Origin of the sequence: Asticcacaulis machinosus, assembly GCF_028550435.1 — a bacterium.
In the GTDB taxonomy this organism is placed as follows: domain Bacteria; phylum Pseudomonadota; class Alphaproteobacteria; order Caulobacterales; family Caulobacteraceae; genus Asticcacaulis; species Asticcacaulis machinosus.
Window position 1 is genome coordinate 1,638,183 of record NZ_JAQQKV010000001.1, and the last position, 18,249, is coordinate 1,656,431.

Sequence of the window (18,249 nt, forward strand, 5' to 3'; positions counted from 1 at the left end):
GTATCCTAATATTTTCCATATCGTCCCGCCGTCGTGGTGGGGGCGCACCACAGATAATCGGCGGTGTAATCTTTGGCAATCGTGCGAAAACTGTTCGGGCCCGTGCTGACGTATTTGACGACATCCATCGGATTCTTATCCGGTGAGTCATTGGAAACAAAGTCCACAAAATCGCTTTGTTCGCTGATCAGATACGTCCCTTCAGCCACTTTGACGATTTTACGGAAATGAGTGCTGCCGTCAGCCTCATATTCGTGGCTCAAGGTTTTGCTGATATCAAACAGAGCGTAGTCCATAGTCTTACGATTGCAGTCTTTGCCCGTAATGTAGCGGCCGATCTTGAACGGAAAACCCGCGTGGGTGACATCAACACCCGCCGGGGACGATGCCGGCGTAGACTGTGCGGGCTTAGCTGAGGCCACCTGTGGTGCGTAACAGCCTGCAAGGGCGGTTTTAAGCGCCGCCTGCGCTCCACTCAGGCTGATAATACCGCTACGCCCAGCAATCTGCGCAGTTACCGAATTTTGCGATGACAACAGGTCAAGCAGGGCCGTATTCTGAAGTGGTGCCACAAAGGCCTGACTGTTGCCCATCCGCGTCAAAGTCAGAGTTACGGGCGCCGCCCCCGGAGCGGAGAATGTAATCGGCACCGTCGCCACCTGTGCATTCAGAGCGACCCCGACCCCCAGCATCGGCGTGCGGCCATTGCAGGCCAGTTCCATCATGCGGAGTGGTGCAACGGCGTGGGCAGCAGCAGATTTGCCTCCGTTCTGAGCCGCTTTTACCGACCAGTTATCACCAGTCTGAGCCAGAACAGGCGAAACCCCGATACCGATCATGGCGGTAATCGCGCCCATGCGGACGATAGATTTAAACATGATTGTACCTTTCCACGCCGCAGATTTACTGCCGCAGCGTCAGATGCGCTGGAGATGTTGAGGAATGCTCAGAACCGTATACGCACTACAGAATACAACTTACGTCAAACCTATCATAATCTGTGATTATTAGTAGTCCACCGCATAGTCCTTGGGGAATTTTTGGTGGCTGAAGGCCTTTTTCTGCGTCCAGTCGGCAGCGGGGGCTGTCCAGTACGGATCATCGGCAGGCAGGCCCAGAGCCAGAAAGCTCTCAGACGTAATATACATGCTGCCATTATTGGAATACCAGTCGCCCAGTTCCGGCTGATGACCCGCAAAACCGATGGTCAAATAGCCGTCTTTGGTAAAGTTAGATGGTTCCGTAAATATCGCCTTATGCACCGCCGTCAGAGCCGCGCGCACCTGCCCGCCGGGCAGGCTTGAAGGCAGAGCCCTGCGCCACGCCAAAAGCGCCAGGGGCTGAAACACCGCCGTGCGATAGGTCAGCGACCGACCGATCGGCGGATAGGTGCCGATGGGGGAAATCATCCGCTCCAGATGCTCACAATAGCGACCAGCCCGTTTGATATATTTGACCAGCATGTCCGCGGGTTTCAGATTGTTGAAACCGGCACCGGTGGCCACCAGCACCTCCAGAATTTCAATCAGCATTGGGTAGATGACGTAGGAATTATAATAGTCGAAGTGAAAGGCTTTACCGTCCGCGATCCAGCCATCACCGACATACCATTCATCCATTTTCTTGATGGCCAGATCGATGCGCATCGGATCCCAGTCTTCACCGACCATCAGCAGAAAGGCTTCGTTCATGGCGGCAAACAACAGCCAGTTGGTATAGGGCGGTGACACCCGGCGCAGGCCCTTGATCTCCTCAATGATCCGGCGTTTCGTCGTGGTATCGAGCGGCTCCCACAATTGTTTGGGCGCACGCATCAGGGCATTGGTAAAGTAAGCCGAATCGACCAGCGCCTGCCCTTCGCTGCGCCACAAAAGATAGTCCGGGCTGTTCGGATCGACGCTGTGCATATAGGATTGCAGCGCCGCCTCGGTCAGGGTTTTACGCACCCGCCCCTCTGGTGTATCATCTTGCGGCAGGGTCAGCCACGGCGCCACACCGGCGATCAGGCGGCCGAAACATTCCAGATAGGTAACTGACCTGTCGCGGCCATCCCAGGTCGGGCTGACCTCGACCGGAAAGGTCTTTTTCAACTCGCCCTTAGACATCGGGATCAGCACCGGCTCAGCCATCTTTTGCAGCAAACCGGCCATATAGGCCCGGTCATTCATGGCTTTGGGCTTAGCGGCCTGCGCTGCCCCTGCTGACAAGCCGCCAAGGCTTACGACGCCTGCGCCCAGTTTCATCACATCACGTCTGTGCATCCCCGCCCCCTATTGTGAACTCAGTTCCACCCGCCGTTCATTCAGCCATGAGCGGAAGTCTTCGAGGCTTCCTACGCCCTGACGATCCTGCACCCACGCCGCTCCGAAAGCATAGTCCATCAGTTTCGGATCTTTGAAGGTGACATAAAGGCTAGCCCCATCATCAGACGGCGCGCCGGTCACGGCAGCAGGCTTATAAAAGACTGCAATGCCCAGATCGTCATTGACCAGGCTTTGTTTGCCCCACGTAGCGACATAGGCCCAGCCGTTCGGATCAGCGTCGGAGGTGATCACCGTCACGCCGGGATGCTTAATGACGCCGGTCACAAACGGATCGCCCGCCCCCGTAGCCTTGGCCGATACCCGCGTCAGCGCCGAGCCGGAGCGGATCGAAAACTGCGTGGTCAGGTCGGTTTTGCCGCCATCGAGGTCAGCGTTTTTGACCTCGGTTATCGCCTGCGCCGGATCATTGCCGATCACACGAACACTGATGGCTGACTTGCCCAGTTGCACGGCTTTATTGTCGCGCAGACGGCCGACACTGCCAAGACCGACCGTGTTGCCGACCTTAAAGATATCCATGCCCCACGGAGCCATGTCGTGATAGTCGTCAGCGCCTTTGCCAAGGGTATGGAGCACGGCATCCGGCGTTCTCTTGCCGAAGATATCAATGGCCATGCGCTCATCCAGATAGATCCGGTAGCCAATCAGATCAGACTCCCAGCCTAAGCCTTCAAACGCCATCAGCCCGTCATGCAGAAAGTGATCGGCGGGCACAGCGTAACTGTCCATCAGTTTAAAGGTACCGCCCTGAAGCCGGTTGTCCTTCAAGGTGCCGCCCTGCTGCACGTTCAGCACCGCCTGAGCGCGCGGGGCTGAGGCCGATGGCACGGTCAGGTCTTTGCCCGGCTTGAGGTCAAGGTCAGCCACAGCGGTCGCGGCCAGCAGGAATGCGCCGACGCCGTAAAACTGAGTGTCGTCATAGGAGACATTTTCGGGACGGTCGCCGACTGGCTGAACATAGCCCAGCTTACCGTCCGGGTGCACGGAACGGGTCAGGGCCGTCCAGCCCTTACGCACCGCCGGCTCATAGGTTTTGCGATCCAGCAATCCGGCCTTGATGCCCCAGGCCAGACCATAGGTAAAAAAGCCCGTACCGCTCGATTCCGGCCGTGAGGTGGCGGGGTCGGCCAGCAGGGACGGCGACCAGTAACCATCGGGCTTTTGAATCTGGATCAGTTTGGCCGACATTTCCTTAAAGACGGTTTCCATCTCGACGCGGCCCGGATCGCCCTCAGGTAATAATGGGATCATGCGCGCCAGACCGGCATGGACCCAACCATCACCGCGGCTCCAGAACACCTTTTCACCGCTTGGGCCGCGCCGGTTAAAAAAGCGCGAGTCGCGGTAATAGAGGTGTTCGTCCTTGTCATAAAGATAGGCGGTCGTGGCCGAAAATTCGCGCTTGGCATAGTCGGCATATTTCAGATCGCCGGTGAGCTTAGATAGCTCCAGCCACGCCGCCGGGGCCATGAATATGGCGTCCGACCAGCACCAGCGCTGATCGCAATCGACCCCGCGCGGATCGGAATAGTCGCGGTGCTCCAGCCCAACCGTCGGCGGATGGGCCAGTATCCGGTCAAAGCGCTCTTTCAGCGGGGCAATCGCTGCGGAACCGGCCCCGTTACGCGAGGCCCACAGATAAGACTGACCGATGACATGATCGTCGGCATGATAGGTACGCGACCCCAGTTGCCATTTATTACCCATGCCGCGCGCGATGATGGTCTGCTTATAGATCGGATTGTCACTGCGGTCGGCAAGGTCGGTCAGGCCGACAAACAAAGCCCCCTGTACCCATCCGGTTTTGTGCGGTGTATCGCCTGACGCGTTCAGCGGTACAAATCCGCCCGCCATAGTGGCCAGTTGATAATCCGCCACTTTTTCGGCCAGCGCTATGACCTCGGCGCGCTTGTAGGGAATAGCTTTCGTCTGTTCAGACGGTTTAGGCGCGGCGATGGCTGTGCTGGTCACAGGCCCAAATCCTGCCATCAGCGCAACCGCCGCAACCATAAGACATTTGCGTGATGAATATCGGATGTGCCTCATACCTGTTCCGCTCCGGATTTTTAATTTTCTGCCTCAGTTATGGAACACATCGGCCAAAAATCCAATACTAAAAATCGGAACGATGGATCAAATATAGAGACAAACGTTCAATCAAGCCGCCCCGGCATGGGGCGCCGGCTCTTCGGTGGAAATCGCTTGGGTCGTGCGCTCGAACGGTTCGGGTGAGCCATCAGCGCGTTGCATGGTGACCTCCACAGGCCCGCAATCGACGATCCCGCCAAAGGGGGAGCAAAAGGCAATTTCGGCAGCGTCGCGCCCGACGCCGATCCTGACCAGACCATCCAGACTGGCTTGGCGGGTGGCGTCAAACAACCACCACCGCCCCTCAAGATAGACTTCAAATACCGCATGGAAATCGCTGGGTTCCAGGCCGTAAGCATAGCAACTCACAAACCGCGCGGGGATCTCAAGCGCCCGGCAAAACGCGATGCCCAGATGGGCAAAGTCGCGGCATACGCCTGCCCGCAGGATCAGGCTTTCTGTGGCAATCGTCTGCTCGTTTGACGACCCGCGCCGGTAGTCAATATTGTTGTAAAGCCAGTTGCAGATGGCGGTGACGCGGTTAAACCCCGGCCGCAGGTAGCCAAACTCCTTACGCGCGAAATCGGCCAGCCGGTCAGACGGCACAAAGCGTGACGGCAGCAAAAACGGCATGATATCGAGGGGAAGATGCTGAACCGGCATTTCTTTGATACTGTCGGGGTCAGCGCTGTGGGGATCGAGAGACACTTCGGCCTCATAACGCACGGTCATCGGGCCGGGCTGCGCATGGATACCGAAATAGCGGTTATTAATGTCGGGGACGATGTAGGTGTTTAGCGTCTGATCCGGAATGACGATCAGGGTTTCAATGAGATCGATATGCCGCTTAAGCCGGGCGACTTCGATATTGAAGATAAATACTGTGGGCGTAATGACCTCATAGTTGAGGACACAACCGAGCTTATATCGAACGGTCATCTAAGCGATTCCAGCAAAGGGAAAAAACGATACTAAGCTCAAATGACCTGAAAGAAGTCCATGCTTTTCTGCAAGTCGGAGAGGGGTTCGTCCACCTTGACAAAAGACATCCGATCACCTCCAATCACAATTAAACAATTAAGAACAGGATGGAGACCATGCAAGGATTTAAGCGCGCCAGATTAAAGACAGGCGCGGCCATATTGGCGTCTGCAGCCATGTTGGTGGCATGGCCCGTCGCCGCGCAAGACAGCTTTCCGGTGACCATCACGGTCGATGCCGCCAAACCGACCGGCCCGCTCAAGCCGGTCTGGCGCTTTTTCGGGGCCGATGAGCCCAACTACGCCACCATGAAGGACGGCCAGAAACTGCTGACCCATCTGGGAGAGTTAAAACCCAAACAGGTCTATTTCCGCGCCCACAACCTGCTCAATACCGGCGACGGCACCGCCGCCTTCAAGTGGGGATCAACCAACGCCTATACCGAAGATAAGGACGGCAATCCGGTCTATAACTGGATGATCACCGATATGATCATCGATTCATATCTTGATCGCGGCGTGCGGCCCTATCTACAGATCGGCTTTATGCCAGAGGCTTTGTCGTCGGCACCGGAAGGTACAGCTTATCGCCATTCGTGGCGGCCCGGTTTCAGGTACGAACTGATCGAAGGCGGCTGGAACTATCCGCCCAATGATTACAAAAAGTGGGAAGAACTGGTCTATCAATGGACCAAGCATAATGTCGAACGCTATGGCCGCGATGAGGTTCTGACCTGGTATTTTGAGGTGTGGAACGAACCGAACGGCCCGTCCTACTGGAAGGGCACGCCGGAGGAGTTTTATAAGACCCACGACTACGCCATTGCCGGCGTCAAACGCGCCCTCCCCGAAGCGAAGGTCGGCGGGCCGGATGTGGCCGGTTCCGGCGGCGCCTTCATGGACGGGTTCCTGAAACATGTGGTGTCAGGCACTAACTACGCCACGGGTGAGACCGGCACGCCGACGGATTTTCTGGCTTTCCATGCCAAGGGCAGCCCGAAATTTATCAAGGATGCGTCTGGCGGTTATGTCCAGATGGGCATGTATAACCACCTGAAAGCCGTCGATAACGGATTTAAGAAAATCGCCGCCGTGCCGGAACTAAAATCCGCCCCCATCGTCATCGGTGAGAGCGATCCGGAAGGCTGTGCCGCCTGCCCCGGCCCGCAAAACGGCTATCGCAATGGTACTATGTATTCCAGCTATACCGCGGCGTCTTTTGCCCGCATCTGGGAACTGTCGGAACGGCACAAGGTCAATCTGGAAGGGGTGCTGACCTGGGCCTTCACCTTTGAGGATCAGCCGTGGTTTGCCGGTTATCGGCAACTGGCCAGCAATGGCATCGACCTGCCCGTACTCAATGTCTTTCGCATGTACGCCAAGCTTGGGCCAGAGTCTGTAGCTGCCAGCAGTTCGGCGCAAGTGCCGCTTGATGAGATGATCGCCAGCGTGACCCAGAAAAACGATGTCGGCGTCATGGCCACTCGTGACGGCGCAAAAGTGGCCGTTCTGATATGGCATTATAACGATAACGACCTGACAGGCCCTGATGCCGATATCAGCCTGAAACTGTCGGGTTTGGGCAAGGCCAAGACCCGCAAGGTGACGCAGTATCTGGTCGATAAGACCACCGCTAATGCCTATACGGTCTGGCAAAAGATGGGCGCGCCGCAATCGCCCGATCAGGATCAGTATAAGGTGCTGGAAGCCGCATCCGTCATGCACCCGAAAGTCCTGCCCGCGATGGCGGTCAGCAAGGGGGCCGCGGCCCTTGATATGCCTCTCGCCCGACAAGGGGTCACGCTTCTGATTATCGAGTAATTAAAAAGCCACCGCACATTGATACGGTGGCTTTTTTGCTGTGCCTCAAGGGGCTTTGGAGGCCGTGGACGGATCGCTGTTCCAGTCCGGCGTGTCCTCACCCTGAAGGTGGCGGATGAAGAAATCATACTGACGGCGCAGGCCGTAGGATACATCGCCCGTAGTTCTTAGCGCGCCATGACCATCGTTCGGGACGATCAGCAGATCAAAATCCTTACGCGCCTTGATCAGGGCATTGACGACCTGAAGCGTTGAGGCCGGATCGACGTTCATATCCAACTCGCCCGTCACCAGCAGAATATTGCCGGTCATGTTTTTGGCATTATCGACGCCGGATGACCGTGAATAGCTTTCGTCAATCGGCCAGCCCATCCACGCTTCGTTCCAGCCGATCTTGTCCATGCGGTTGTCGAAACAGCCGGCATAGGCCACGGCGGCCTTATAGAAATCGGGCTGGAAGACCAGAGCGCTTAAGGAGTTCTGACCGCCGGCGGAACCACCGTAGATACCGACGCGGCTGATGTCGTAATAGGCGTACTTGGAGGCCGCCGCCTTATGCCAGGCAATCCGGTCGGGGAACCCCGTATCGCCGATATCTTTCCAAGCCTTATCGTGAAAGGCTTTGGAACGGTTAAGCGTACCCATGCCGTCGATCTGCACGACGATGAAGCCCATGTCGGCCAGAGCCTGCATACCGATGACCTTATCGCCGCTGGAGTGCGGACCGAACGGCCAGAAGGTCTTGGGCACAAAGGATGAATGTGGTCCGGCATAGATATTTTCGATGACCGGATATTTTTTATTGGGATCGAAATTCTGTGGGCGAACAATCACGCCCCAGATGTCGGTTGTGCCGTCGCGGCCCTTGGCGGTGAACACTTCCGGCGGCTTGAAACCGGCGGCAAGTAACCGTGCGATATCCGGCGTTTCAAGCTGCACCAGTTCCGCACCATCAGCCTTATGCAGCTTGGCGATATTGGGCTGATCGACACGCGAATAGGTATCGACATAGAACTGCATGTCCGATGAAAACGCCACATCGTGATAAGCATGGGTCGTGGTGATCGGTGTCAGATTGCGGCCATCGAAATCGACTCGATAGTAGTGCTGAAGGTAAGGGTCTTCACCTTTGCGCATCCCATTAGCGGCAAACCAGATCTGGCGTTTTTTTTCATCGACCTTGATGACCTGCCGGACGACGAACTCGCCTTTGGTGATCTGTGTCTTCACCTTACCTGACTTTGCGTCATAGAGATAAAGATGGTTCCAGCCATCACGCTCCGACATCCAGATGACTTCCTTGCCCTCACCGCCGACATCGTGCGCGAAACTGCGGCTATAGCTGTTGATGAAGGTTTTGCTGGTGTCTTCGGCGACTACGCGCGCCTTACCCGATGCGGCATCGACTTCAATCAGGCGGTAGACTTGATGGCCGCGTTGATCGAACTCAAAGCGCACCCCGGCACTGTCTTTACGCCATTTCAGATCCCCCATCTGAATTGGGTTAGCAAAGAGCTCAAACGGCACATTGATCTGACGTTTTGCGGCGACATCAAACAAAACGGGCCGGTCGATATCGATGGCATCTCCGGGTTTGGGATAAAGCTGGACATCGACCTTGGGCTGCACCTGATCGGGCGGGGATGAGATCACGCGGGTGACTTCGCGGCGGTAACCGGGTGTTACGCGATATGCGGCCAGCTTGCCTGAATCCGGCGACCAGACGATCGATTCCGAATCATAGAAATTGCCCTCAGAGCCATCGGTCGACAGCAACGTCACCGCCCCACCGGCTGCCGCCGGTTTCACGGCGATATTATAGCCCTGAACGAACGCAACCCACTGACCATCGGGCGACGGTTTGGGCGTATTATCAGCAGGCACCTTAAGGTCACGGACGACGCCAAAGCCACGTGGCTGACGCTTATCGACCTGCGGCGCGCAGACATAATCCGTCAGCGTGCATATCCATGTCACCTCATTGAGGCGCGCCGTCACCGTCTGGGCATCGGTCATCTGCATGGTGGTGAAGTTTTCGGTGAACGGTAGTTTCAGGCCCGTAAAGGGCTTACCCATCGCCTTAGTGAACGCCGCCGCCAGCCGGTCATGGTCAAAGGCCGGAGCTTTGCCTTGAGTATCGGCATCCAGCATGACAAATTCGAACCCGCCCGGCACCGTGCGGCGATAGACGTACTTGTGCGTACCTTCGATCCAGTGACCCGGTTCGGCGATATTTTGCGCAAAACCAACCCAAGCCTCACGCAGGCCGATCGAGCGTTCATAGTCAGCCACCGTTGGGGACGCAGCCATAACCGGTGCCGCAAATGCAAGCGTAAGGGCAGCCACAGCCACCGCGCTGAGGTATTTTTTCATGGACGATCCAGACATCAGTTTGCCACAGGTGTCGTCGTGGCTTTAGTTTGCACACGTACTTTTTCAGCGGCGATATAGGCTTTCATTTCCGACTCAAACGTCGTCAGTGGGACTGAACCCATATTGAGAATGGTGTCGTGGAAGGTACGTTGATCAAAATCCATACCCAGCTCAGTCTCCGCCAAGCTACGCATTTCGCGCATCTTAAGCTCACCCAGCTTGTACGCCAGAGCCTGTGCGGGCCAGGCGATATAGCGGTCAATCTCGTTCTTGATATCCAGCGGGGCCAGAGCGGTATTTTCGGTCAGATAGTCCATCGCCTGCTGACGGGTCCAGCCCTTGGTGTGCATCCCCGTATCTATCACCAGACGCACGGCGCGCCACATCTCAAAAGTCTGACGGCCAAACTCTTCGTAGGGCGTCTCATAAATGCCCATCTTGGTGCCCAGCCATTCGGTATAGAGCCCCCAGCCTTCGCCGTAGCCGGAAAAGCCCGTGCCACGACGGAAATCAGGTCTTGGCGGCGCTTCTAAGGCGGCCGCCGCCTGATAGGAGTGGCCCGGCGTACACTCATGCAGGGTCAGGGCCGCGAGGTTATAGAGCGGGCGCGACGGCAGATCATAAGTGTTCATCAGGCAGCTATCGAGGCCGCCACGACCCGACGTATAGATCGGCGCCACCGCATCCGGCACAGGTAAAATGGCATGGCGATAGCGCGGCAGGACGTTGAAGAAATCCTTCAACTTGCCGTCAGCTTTTTTGGAGACATAGGCTGAATAGGACAAAAGTTCGCGCGGGGTTTTGGCATAGAATTGCGGATCGGTGCGCATGAACACCAGAAACTCCGGGAAGGTACCGGTAAAGCCGCTATCCTTCATAGTCTGCTCCATGTCGGCGCGGATACGGGCCACTTCTTTCAGGCCGATCTGATGGACCTCATCGGGCGTGAGGTCGAGGGTGATAAACTCCTGCATCCGCGCTTTGTAAAACGCCTTACCATCCGGCAGGCTGTAGGCAGCGATATCGCGCCGCGCCCTGGGCTGATATTCCTTGGTAAAAAAGGTGTGCAGCTTAACATAGGCCGGCGCCACCACGTCGCGGATGACGGTCTGGGCTTCGGCCTTCAACGCGGCCTGTTCAGCGGCAGGCACCGTGTCCGGCATCTGGGCAAAGGCTTCATAAAACGGGTTGGTCGTGTCGGCCTTGGTATAGGCCTCCATCGTCTTTTCACGGCCGATGGTCGAGACATAGGGCACGGTCCAGCCGCGTTTGAGGCCCGCCTTCATATTGACGGTGTTCTCGTCGAAATAACGCGGGATGTCCTTCATTCGGCTCAGGTATTTGCGATAGTCCTCCGCCGTACGGTACGGCGTGCGCGGGTTCATGCCGGTCCAGAAAAAGCTGTCGGAATTGAACGGCGCCTCATAGGTCTTGAAACGGATCTGATTGGCTTCAGCGGATACCGACGCCAGAAACACGTCGTAATTGATCTTTTCGTCGTGGGACAGTTGCGCCACCGGCAGTGTGCTCAGTTCGGCCAGCACCTTATCCCAGTAGGCCAGACGGCGGGCATAGGTTTGCGGCGTCACGCTGGGGAGTTTGTCTGAGCTAGTGCCTCTCCCCGGCCCGGAGCGGCCATACTCCGCCTGCCGCCAGGTCCACTCGGCTTCATAAAGCGCTTTCAGGCGCTGATCGGCGGTTTGATCGGCTTGAGCCATTGGCGGGCTTGCCGTTTGCGCCAAAACGGTCTGAGATAAGGTCAGCGGAGAGACCGTACATACTAAACCCAGAAAAAGTGAAACTGCTGATCGCGCCATATCCCTGCCACCTGTTTGAACATCACTGAATTGTATGTTGTATACGATATACTTTAGTGTCAACACTTAGCCCACCCGTTCACGCGTCTTTTATCGCGCAACCGCTTACCGGAGCCCGTCATGACCAAACTGAGGTTGAAATCCTTCAAAGTACATCTGGCCGCCGCTATGATCGGGGCAATTTTGGCCGCCTCACCAGCGTCGGCGTTTGACGCCTCACTCGCCAAACCGGCCAGCGTGACCCTGACGGATTTCCGCTTCAAGTCCGGCGAAACCTTAGCCGAACTTAAGATGAATTACCGCACCCTGGGCACCCCGCACTATGATGCCAAAGGCCGGATCGATAATGCCATCATGATCCTGCATGGCACCGGCGGGTCGGGCGCTCAGTTTCTGGTGCCGCAGTTCGCCGATGAGCTTTACGGCCCCGGTCAGCCGCTCGATATCACCCGTTATTTCATCATTCTGCCCGACAATATCGGACATGGCGCCTCGTCTAAACCCAGCGACGGGTTGCGTATGGCGTTCCCGAAATATGACTATGACGACATGGTCGAAGCCCAGCGCCAGATGCTCAAAGCCGGCCTCAAGATCGATCATCTGCGGCTGATCTTCGGCACGTCGATGGGTTGTATGCACATCTTTGTCTGGGCCGAGACACACCCTGATTTTGCCGACGCGCTGATGCCGATGGCCTGCCAGCCGGTTGAGATCGCCGGGCGCAACCGCATGTGGCGCGTCGCCGCTATGGATGCCATCCGTGCCGATCCGGTCTGGCAAGACGGCAACTACACGGCTCAGCCGGTTCACGGCCTGCGCACGGCGGCGGCCCTGTCGGTCATGGCCGGCAGCGCGCCGGAATATCTTCAGGCCCAGTTCCCGACCCGTGCGGCGGCGGAGGCCAATATCCGTGAACGGATCGAGAAAGACATCGCGTCGCGCGATGCCAATGATTTCATCTATCAGTTCGACGCGTCACGCACCTATAATCCGTGGCCAAAACTAGAGAAAATAACGGCCCCCACCGTATGGATCAATTCCGGCGATGATTTCATCAATCCGCCGGAGTTGGGCATACCGGAAAAAGCCCTGCCGCGTCTGAAAACCACGACCTATCGCCTGATCCCGTCGTCACCGGAGACGCGCGGTCACGGCACCCATACCTGGGCAAAGTTCTGGAAGGATGACCTGACCAAACTGCTGAAAAAGACGGAACACAAATAGAGGGGCTATTTCACGATCGGCTTTAGCGTAAAGCCGTAGCTGATCGGCGCATGGGGGATGCGGTATTTCATCAGCGGCCGCCCGATCCAGTTCCAGCCGGTATCGCCGCCAACACCCGATTGCACGGCATCGATCATCAGGGTGCCGTCGCCGTGGGGCGTAATATCGGAACTATGGCGCTTGCCCACCGGTTGCAGGTACAGATCCTCAACCGGAAAGGCCAGAGCATTGGCCGACAAAGGCTGATGGCCGGTGACCTTAAGCCCCACACCGGCATCGGTTTTAAGTGCCATCCAACGCACATCGGTCTTATTGCCGCTCTCCTGCGGGCGGATATAGTCGTGATACTGATCCGCGACCTTACCCGCATAAAGACCAATAGCCGCGCCGGTCTTGCGATCCCAGTAGCTTTCCTGCGGCCCGCGACCGTACCATTCGATGTTGGCCAGTTTTGGATTGCTGGTGAACTTCATCCCAACCCGCAGCGGATCGGGCAGGTCATCACGCACCGGCACGTAGTCGGCCTTTACATCGAGTGTACCATCACCATAGAGCCTGTAGGTCGTGGTGAATTTCACCGATCCCGCCCCGACGCGCCAGCCGACCCTGACCTCACCGGCCTCAGACACATCGAGGGTTTCCAGTGTGCGCTTTTCGCTCAAAGACTTCCAGATCGCGTGGCTGGTGGCCACGCCGGTGCCGTCGTCATTGTCGGTCAGGCCGCGCCAGAAATAGGGCGTGCCGCCGGTCAGCAAGGTCTCACCGCCGACCGCATAAGATTTGATCTCACCGGTTTTAGTATCCACCGTCAGACGCGTCGGTCCGGCGGATAGTTCAACCTGCGCCGCAGACTTGGCCACTTTCAACGAACCCGCAGGCGTTACAGGTACAGGCTTTGCGGCCTGCATGACAAACTGCGTCCAACCCATAGATGAGCCTTTGGCCAAGCCCGGCATACGGTCGTCTTTGGCAGTGGCATAAAGGGTAAGCACATATTCCGCTGACGGATCATAGCTGACGGCACCCAGATCAAGCGAAATCTCTGACCGGCCAGCCGCAGGGGCACTGACACCACTAAGCGTCCCCGTTTTAACCGTAATGCCGTCGCGTTCCAGCTTCCAGCCGAAGTCATAGCCGCTGAGATCGATCAGGTCGTTACGATTGACGACCGTGACCTTACCGGACGTAGGGTCGCCTTCAAACACGACCGGCGAATAGACTTTTTGCAGCTCGTAATATTCAGGGTCAGGCGTGCGGTCGGCCTGAATGACGCCGTCACCGATGGTCGCCGTATCTTCCCATGAGCCATCACCATAATCAAAACCCTGCGCCCAGTATTCACGCCCTTTGTCATCTTTGCGGAGCATGGACTGATCAACCCAGTCCCAGATAAATCCACCCTGCAGTTTTTTATAAGCGCGGATGGTTTCCCAGTACTCCTCAAGATTACCCAGAGAATTACCCATAGCATGGGCGTATTCGGTCTGGATCATCGGCTGGCTGTAGCGGTCATCTTTCGCGTAGTCCGCCATCTTTTCGATGTCGTCATACATGGGCGCATAGATATCGACATAAAGATTGGGGAGGTGCTCTTCCCCGATGGTGCCGTGGCCTAAGAAATTAATCAGGCGGGTCTTGTCGTTATCGCGAATCCACTTGGCAGACTTTTCAAACGCCGGCCCGATACCCGCTTCGTTGCCGAGCGACCAGAAGATGACCGAGGTGACGTTCTTATCGCGCTCAACCATGCGCGAAACGCGGTCCAGATGGGCGGCGTACCAGTGCGGCTTATAGCCCAGTTGGGCCTTATAGCGCTGATCAATGTCGCGGATCATGGCCATATAGGTATGGCTCTCGATATTGGCCTCATCCATGACATAGAGGCCGTATTCATCGGCCAGATCATAGACGTGCGGGTCGTTCGGGTAGTGCGACAGGCGCAGGGCATTGACGTGGGCCTGCTTCATCAGCTCCATGTCTTTGCGTGTTGTCTCCGGCGATACGACGCGGAAGGTGCGCGGGTCATGTTCATGGCGGTTGACGCCCTTGATCATCACGCGCTTGCCATTGACCTGCACCTCGCCATTACGCATCTCAACTGTGCGGAAACCAATTTTCTTTGCGGTGGCCGAAATCAGGGCGCCCTTACCGTCCCGATATTCGATAACCATGCGGTACAGGTTTGGCGCTTCCGCCGACCACGGCTTGACGTTTTTGATCGTGCCGGACAGCTTCGCGGGCTTTTGCGTTGTGGCGCGACCGGACGTTTTCAGAACCGCGACATCGCCGTCATAGACGGTTGCCGTGATCGTCCCCGATCCCCTGGCGCCGCCCAGTTCGGCCTCAAGCGAAAATACTCCGTCCCTATAGGTCTTATCGAGCAGACCCTTGACCGTATAATCGGCCAGCCGCGTTTTCGGCTCGGCATAGAGGTAGACACTGCGCTCAAACCCCGACAGGCGCCAGAAATCCTGATCCTCCAGGTACGATCCGTCGGCATAGCGGTAAAGTTCGATGGAAATGGTGTTTCTGCCACCCTTGACATATTTCGTCAGATCAAATTCCGACGGCAGTTTGGAGTCTTCGGCATAGCCGACCTTTTCACCATTGACGAAGATGTAATAGGCCGCCCCCGCCGCCCCGATATGCAAAATAACATCGCGGCCATCCCAAGCGGCAGGCAAATCGAAGTCCCGCCGGTAAGAGCCGACCTCATTGACCTCATGCTTGACGAACGGCTCATTGGCCCCGAACGGATAACCTGCTGCGCTAAAGATCGGCGTGCCATAGCCCTGCGCCTGAAGTATGCCCGGCACCTGAACCGTACCCCAGCCAGAGACATCGTAATCAGGCTTATAGAAATCGACCGGACGGGTTTCCGGCGTCTTTGAAAAGGCAAACTTCCACGTCCCGTCCAGCGACAGATAGTTAGCAGAGGCCGCCATATCGCCCGCCACAGCCTTATCGACCGTTTCGTAATTGAAAAAGGTCGCTTTCATGGGCAGGCGGTTGACGGCGACCACTTCCGGCTGCTCCCACTCGGCCCGGCCTGATACGTCGGGCGCGGCCAAAGCCACCACGGGTATGGCCATGACGGTGGCCAAAAGGAGCGAACGCCACACTACCGAACTCATGCCTTGTTACCTTTATCGGCTGTAAATATACGCACCCCAAACACCGGCCCGCACCGGCTCATGGCGGCAGGTTCAAAACGGATGCGCACCTTTTGTTTGCCGCGCGTCAACTCCACCGGCACGGCATAGTCGATATCGAAGAATTCACCCGGTTTTGTGCCGGTCAGAAGCTGATGGGCGATGCGCACGCCGTCGATGCTGATGTAGAAATTCTTGTTGACCTCTGAGCCCCAGTAGGTCGCCTGAAGCACTAGCGGCCCGGCAGGTTTGCCGTCCCTGGTGACGGCCATATCGAACTCGAAGAAGCCATCGGTGCGGGCATCGCGGCCCTTACGACCGCGATAGGTGACGGGATAGGACGCCCCGCCGGTCGTTAAGTTATGATCCCGCTCCGGCTGCATCTCCCCCAGATACATGATGTCCATTGACCGCTCAGCCAGCGCTTTAAGGGCGGCCTGTTCCGCGCGCACCTGTTCTTGCGCCACCACCCATTCAGCATCGGTATAGCGGTTAAAATAGACGGCGATGCGGCGCTCATATTGCGCGTAAAACGGCTTAAGCGTGACATCACCCGGACGGCCCAGACCTTGCGTGCGGTAGACGGCCACCTCCCCTGCTACAGGCTTAAGGCCCGCCAGAATATCGGCCCCGACCAGCACCGGCGGCGTCCCTTCCCAGACCTCACCGCGGGTCGGTGGGCCCGCCTCTCCCAGATCGGCCGCCAGTACCATAGGCCCACGCAGGACCGAGACCACCTTATCCGTCCCCGGCGGGGTTTCCAGACGCAGATCAAGCGGCAGATCCAGCGTCACCACATCGCCTGAGCGCCAGGTGCGGGTGATCAGGGCATAGCCTTTTTCGACCTTGGCCAGCGCCGGCTTCCCATTGACCAGAAGCGTGTTCGATTTCGCCCAGCCCGGAATCCGCAGGGCAACGGCAAAGGCTTTAGCACCGTTCACCCGCTTCAGGTTCAGGGTGATTTTGCCCTCATAGGGATATTGTGTCGTCAATTCGAAATCAGCGCCCTTGGCCTGCCAGTTGGCCGTCGAAGGGATGTAGAGATTGACGAAAAAGGTATCCTTGCCTTCCCAATAGATGGAATCGCCATGCTTGGAATTAGTCTCGATACCCGACAACAGACAGCAGGTGAAGGTTTCAAATGGCGTCGAATATCGCCGCGCCGTGCCTGACATCAGCGGCATCATGTAGGTGAACATGCCCGTTTCAGGATGCTGTTGCGCCAGCATGTGATTGAGGTGGGCGCGTTCATAATAATCGAAATAGGCCGCATTGGGCGACCAGCTATACAGATGCCGCGTCAATTTCAGCATATTGTAGGTGTTGCAGCTTTCGCAGGTCTGCTCGGTAATATGTTTTGCGACATTATCCGGCTGGAAAAAATGCTCGCGGTCAGCATTGCCGCCGATGACATAGGAATGGTGGTTAACCACCCGCTCCCAGAAATAGCCCGACGCCTTAGCATAGTCAGGCTTGCCGGTGATTTCATGCAGGCGGGCCAGACCGATCAGCTTTGGCACCTGGGTATTGGCATGAAGGTTAGCCAGTTCATCACGGCCTTCGGTCAGGGGCGCCATGACCTTGGTATGGTAAAAAGTCTTTTCCGCTAACTTGAGCCAGCGCGGGTCCTTGGTGCGCGCATAAAGCTCGGCAAAGCTTTCATTGATGCCGCCAAATTCGCAGTCGAGCACGGTCTGAATTTGCGCCTCACTTAGCGGTGCAAACACTTTTTCGATATAACCCGACAGGCCGATCAAAATCGGGATACCTTTATCGTTGCCGGTATAGGTCTGGGCATCCATCAGTCCGGCATAGAGCTTATGCCAGTTATAAAACGGCACCCAACAACCGTTAAGATCAAAGCCCATCGAACGGATATCACCGGCCATGATTTCGGGGAAAATCTCTTTGCCATCGACGATCGTGCCGTCCTTACGTTTACGCATAAAACCGGCGACATAGCCGTCGCCGTGCGCGGCCTGACATTTAGCCAATTCATCGATGATGTAGTTGATGCGCGTCACACATTCGGCGTGGCCGGTCTGGGCATACATTAGCGACAGGGCCGACAGGTAATGACCCAGAGCCTCACCGGCAATGGTGTCGGATTCCCAGCCGCCATAGATTTCGCCCTTCACCGACAGGCCCGCGAACTTATGGTAGTTGTGCAAAAGCCGGTCGGGCTCCAGCGCCATCAGATATTTCGTGTTCAATTCTACCGCATGCAGATAGCGTGACGGCAGCAGGCGCACATCCTTCAGCGGCAAAGACGCCGCCCGCCCCGGTAAGCTGGTGCCAGAGGCCGCGTGCGCAAGGCCTGGCACGGTCGTCACCATAGCGCCAAATGCCGCACTGCTCAGCAATGACCGGCGTGACAGATGAAGGGGGGAATGTGTCATGGCAAGCCTCTCACGGACAAAGGATGTTGCACAGGATTAATTATACCGTATACAATTTCAACATAGCTGTA

The 18,249-nt window shown here is 56.9% G+C and carries 10 protein-coding genes; 2 read left to right on the plus strand and 8 right to left on the minus strand.

The features are described 5' to 3' along the window. Nucleotides 1-5: 5 nt before the first annotated feature. The 4 genes from PQU98_RS07470 to PQU98_RS07485 form a co-directional block, all read right to left on the minus strand. Nucleotides 6-878: a hypothetical protein gene (locus PQU98_RS07470; protein WP_272744277.1), complete on the minus strand. Its 873-nt coding sequence runs from the start codon at nucleotides 876-878 to the stop codon at nucleotides 6-8. A gap of 129 nt (nucleotides 879-1,007) precedes the next feature. Further along, nucleotides 1,008-2,261, minus strand: coding sequence for a DUF2264 domain-containing protein (locus tag PQU98_RS07475; RefSeq protein ID WP_272744278.1), 1,254 nt, complete (start codon nucleotides 2,259-2,261; stop codon nucleotides 1,008-1,010). A gap of 9 nt (nucleotides 2,262-2,270) precedes the next feature. After that, nucleotides 2,271-4,295 carry a glycoside hydrolase family 88 protein gene (locus PQU98_RS07480; protein WP_272744279.1) on the minus strand — a complete coding sequence of 675 codons (2,025 nt, stop codon included), beginning with the start codon at nucleotides 4,293-4,295 and terminating at the stop codon, nucleotides 2,271-2,273. A gap of 186 nt (nucleotides 4,296-4,481) precedes the next feature. Then, a complete protein-coding gene (locus tag PQU98_RS07485) occupies nucleotides 4,482-5,351 on the minus strand; it encodes a transglutaminase-like domain-containing protein (RefSeq protein ID WP_272744280.1) in 870 nt (289 codons plus the stop codon). 158 nt (nucleotides 5,352-5,509) lie between these two features. On the opposite strand from PQU98_RS07485, the gene PQU98_RS07490 reads away from it, so the two are divergent. After that, nucleotides 5,510-7,213 (plus strand): GH39 family glycosyl hydrolase, encoded by a 1,704-nt coding sequence (locus PQU98_RS07490; protein WP_272744281.1) that lies wholly within the window; start codon nucleotides 5,510-5,512, stop codon nucleotides 7,211-7,213. Nucleotides 7,214-7,258: 45 nt separating this feature from the next. On the opposite strand, the gene PQU98_RS07495 is transcribed toward PQU98_RS07490, so the two are convergent. Further along, a complete protein-coding gene (locus PQU98_RS07495; protein ID WP_272744282.1) occupies nucleotides 7,259-9,586 on the minus strand; it encodes a S9 family peptidase in 2,328 nt (775 codons plus the stop codon). A 14-nt stretch (nucleotides 9,587-9,600) separates the two neighbouring features. Further along, a complete protein-coding gene (locus PQU98_RS07500; protein ID WP_272744283.1) occupies nucleotides 9,601-11,403 on the minus strand; it encodes a DUF885 domain-containing protein in 1,803 nt (600 codons plus the stop codon). A gap of 120 nt (nucleotides 11,404-11,523) precedes the next feature. Here PQU98_RS07500 and PQU98_RS07505 point away from each other — a divergent pair, with 120 nt between their 5' ends. Next, nucleotides 11,524-12,627, plus strand: coding sequence for an alpha/beta fold hydrolase (locus PQU98_RS07505; RefSeq protein ID WP_272744284.1), 1,104 nt, complete (start codon nucleotides 11,524-11,526; stop codon nucleotides 12,625-12,627). Between the two features lie 5 nt (nucleotides 12,628-12,632). On the opposite strand, the gene PQU98_RS07510 is transcribed toward PQU98_RS07505, so the two are convergent. Together PQU98_RS07510 and PQU98_RS07515 are read right to left on the minus strand one after the other, a co-directional pair. Continuing rightward, a complete protein-coding gene (locus PQU98_RS07510; RefSeq protein WP_272744285.1) occupies nucleotides 12,633-15,761 on the minus strand; it encodes a glycoside hydrolase family 2 TIM barrel-domain containing protein in 3,129 nt (1,042 codons plus the stop codon). Next, a complete protein-coding gene (locus PQU98_RS07515) occupies nucleotides 15,758-18,178 on the minus strand; it encodes a glycoside hydrolase family 127 protein (RefSeq protein ID WP_272744286.1) in 2,421 nt (806 codons plus the stop codon). The genes PQU98_RS07510 and PQU98_RS07515 overlap by 4 nt, the downstream gene beginning before the upstream one ends. Between the last annotated feature and the right edge of the window lie 71 nt (nucleotides 18,179-18,249).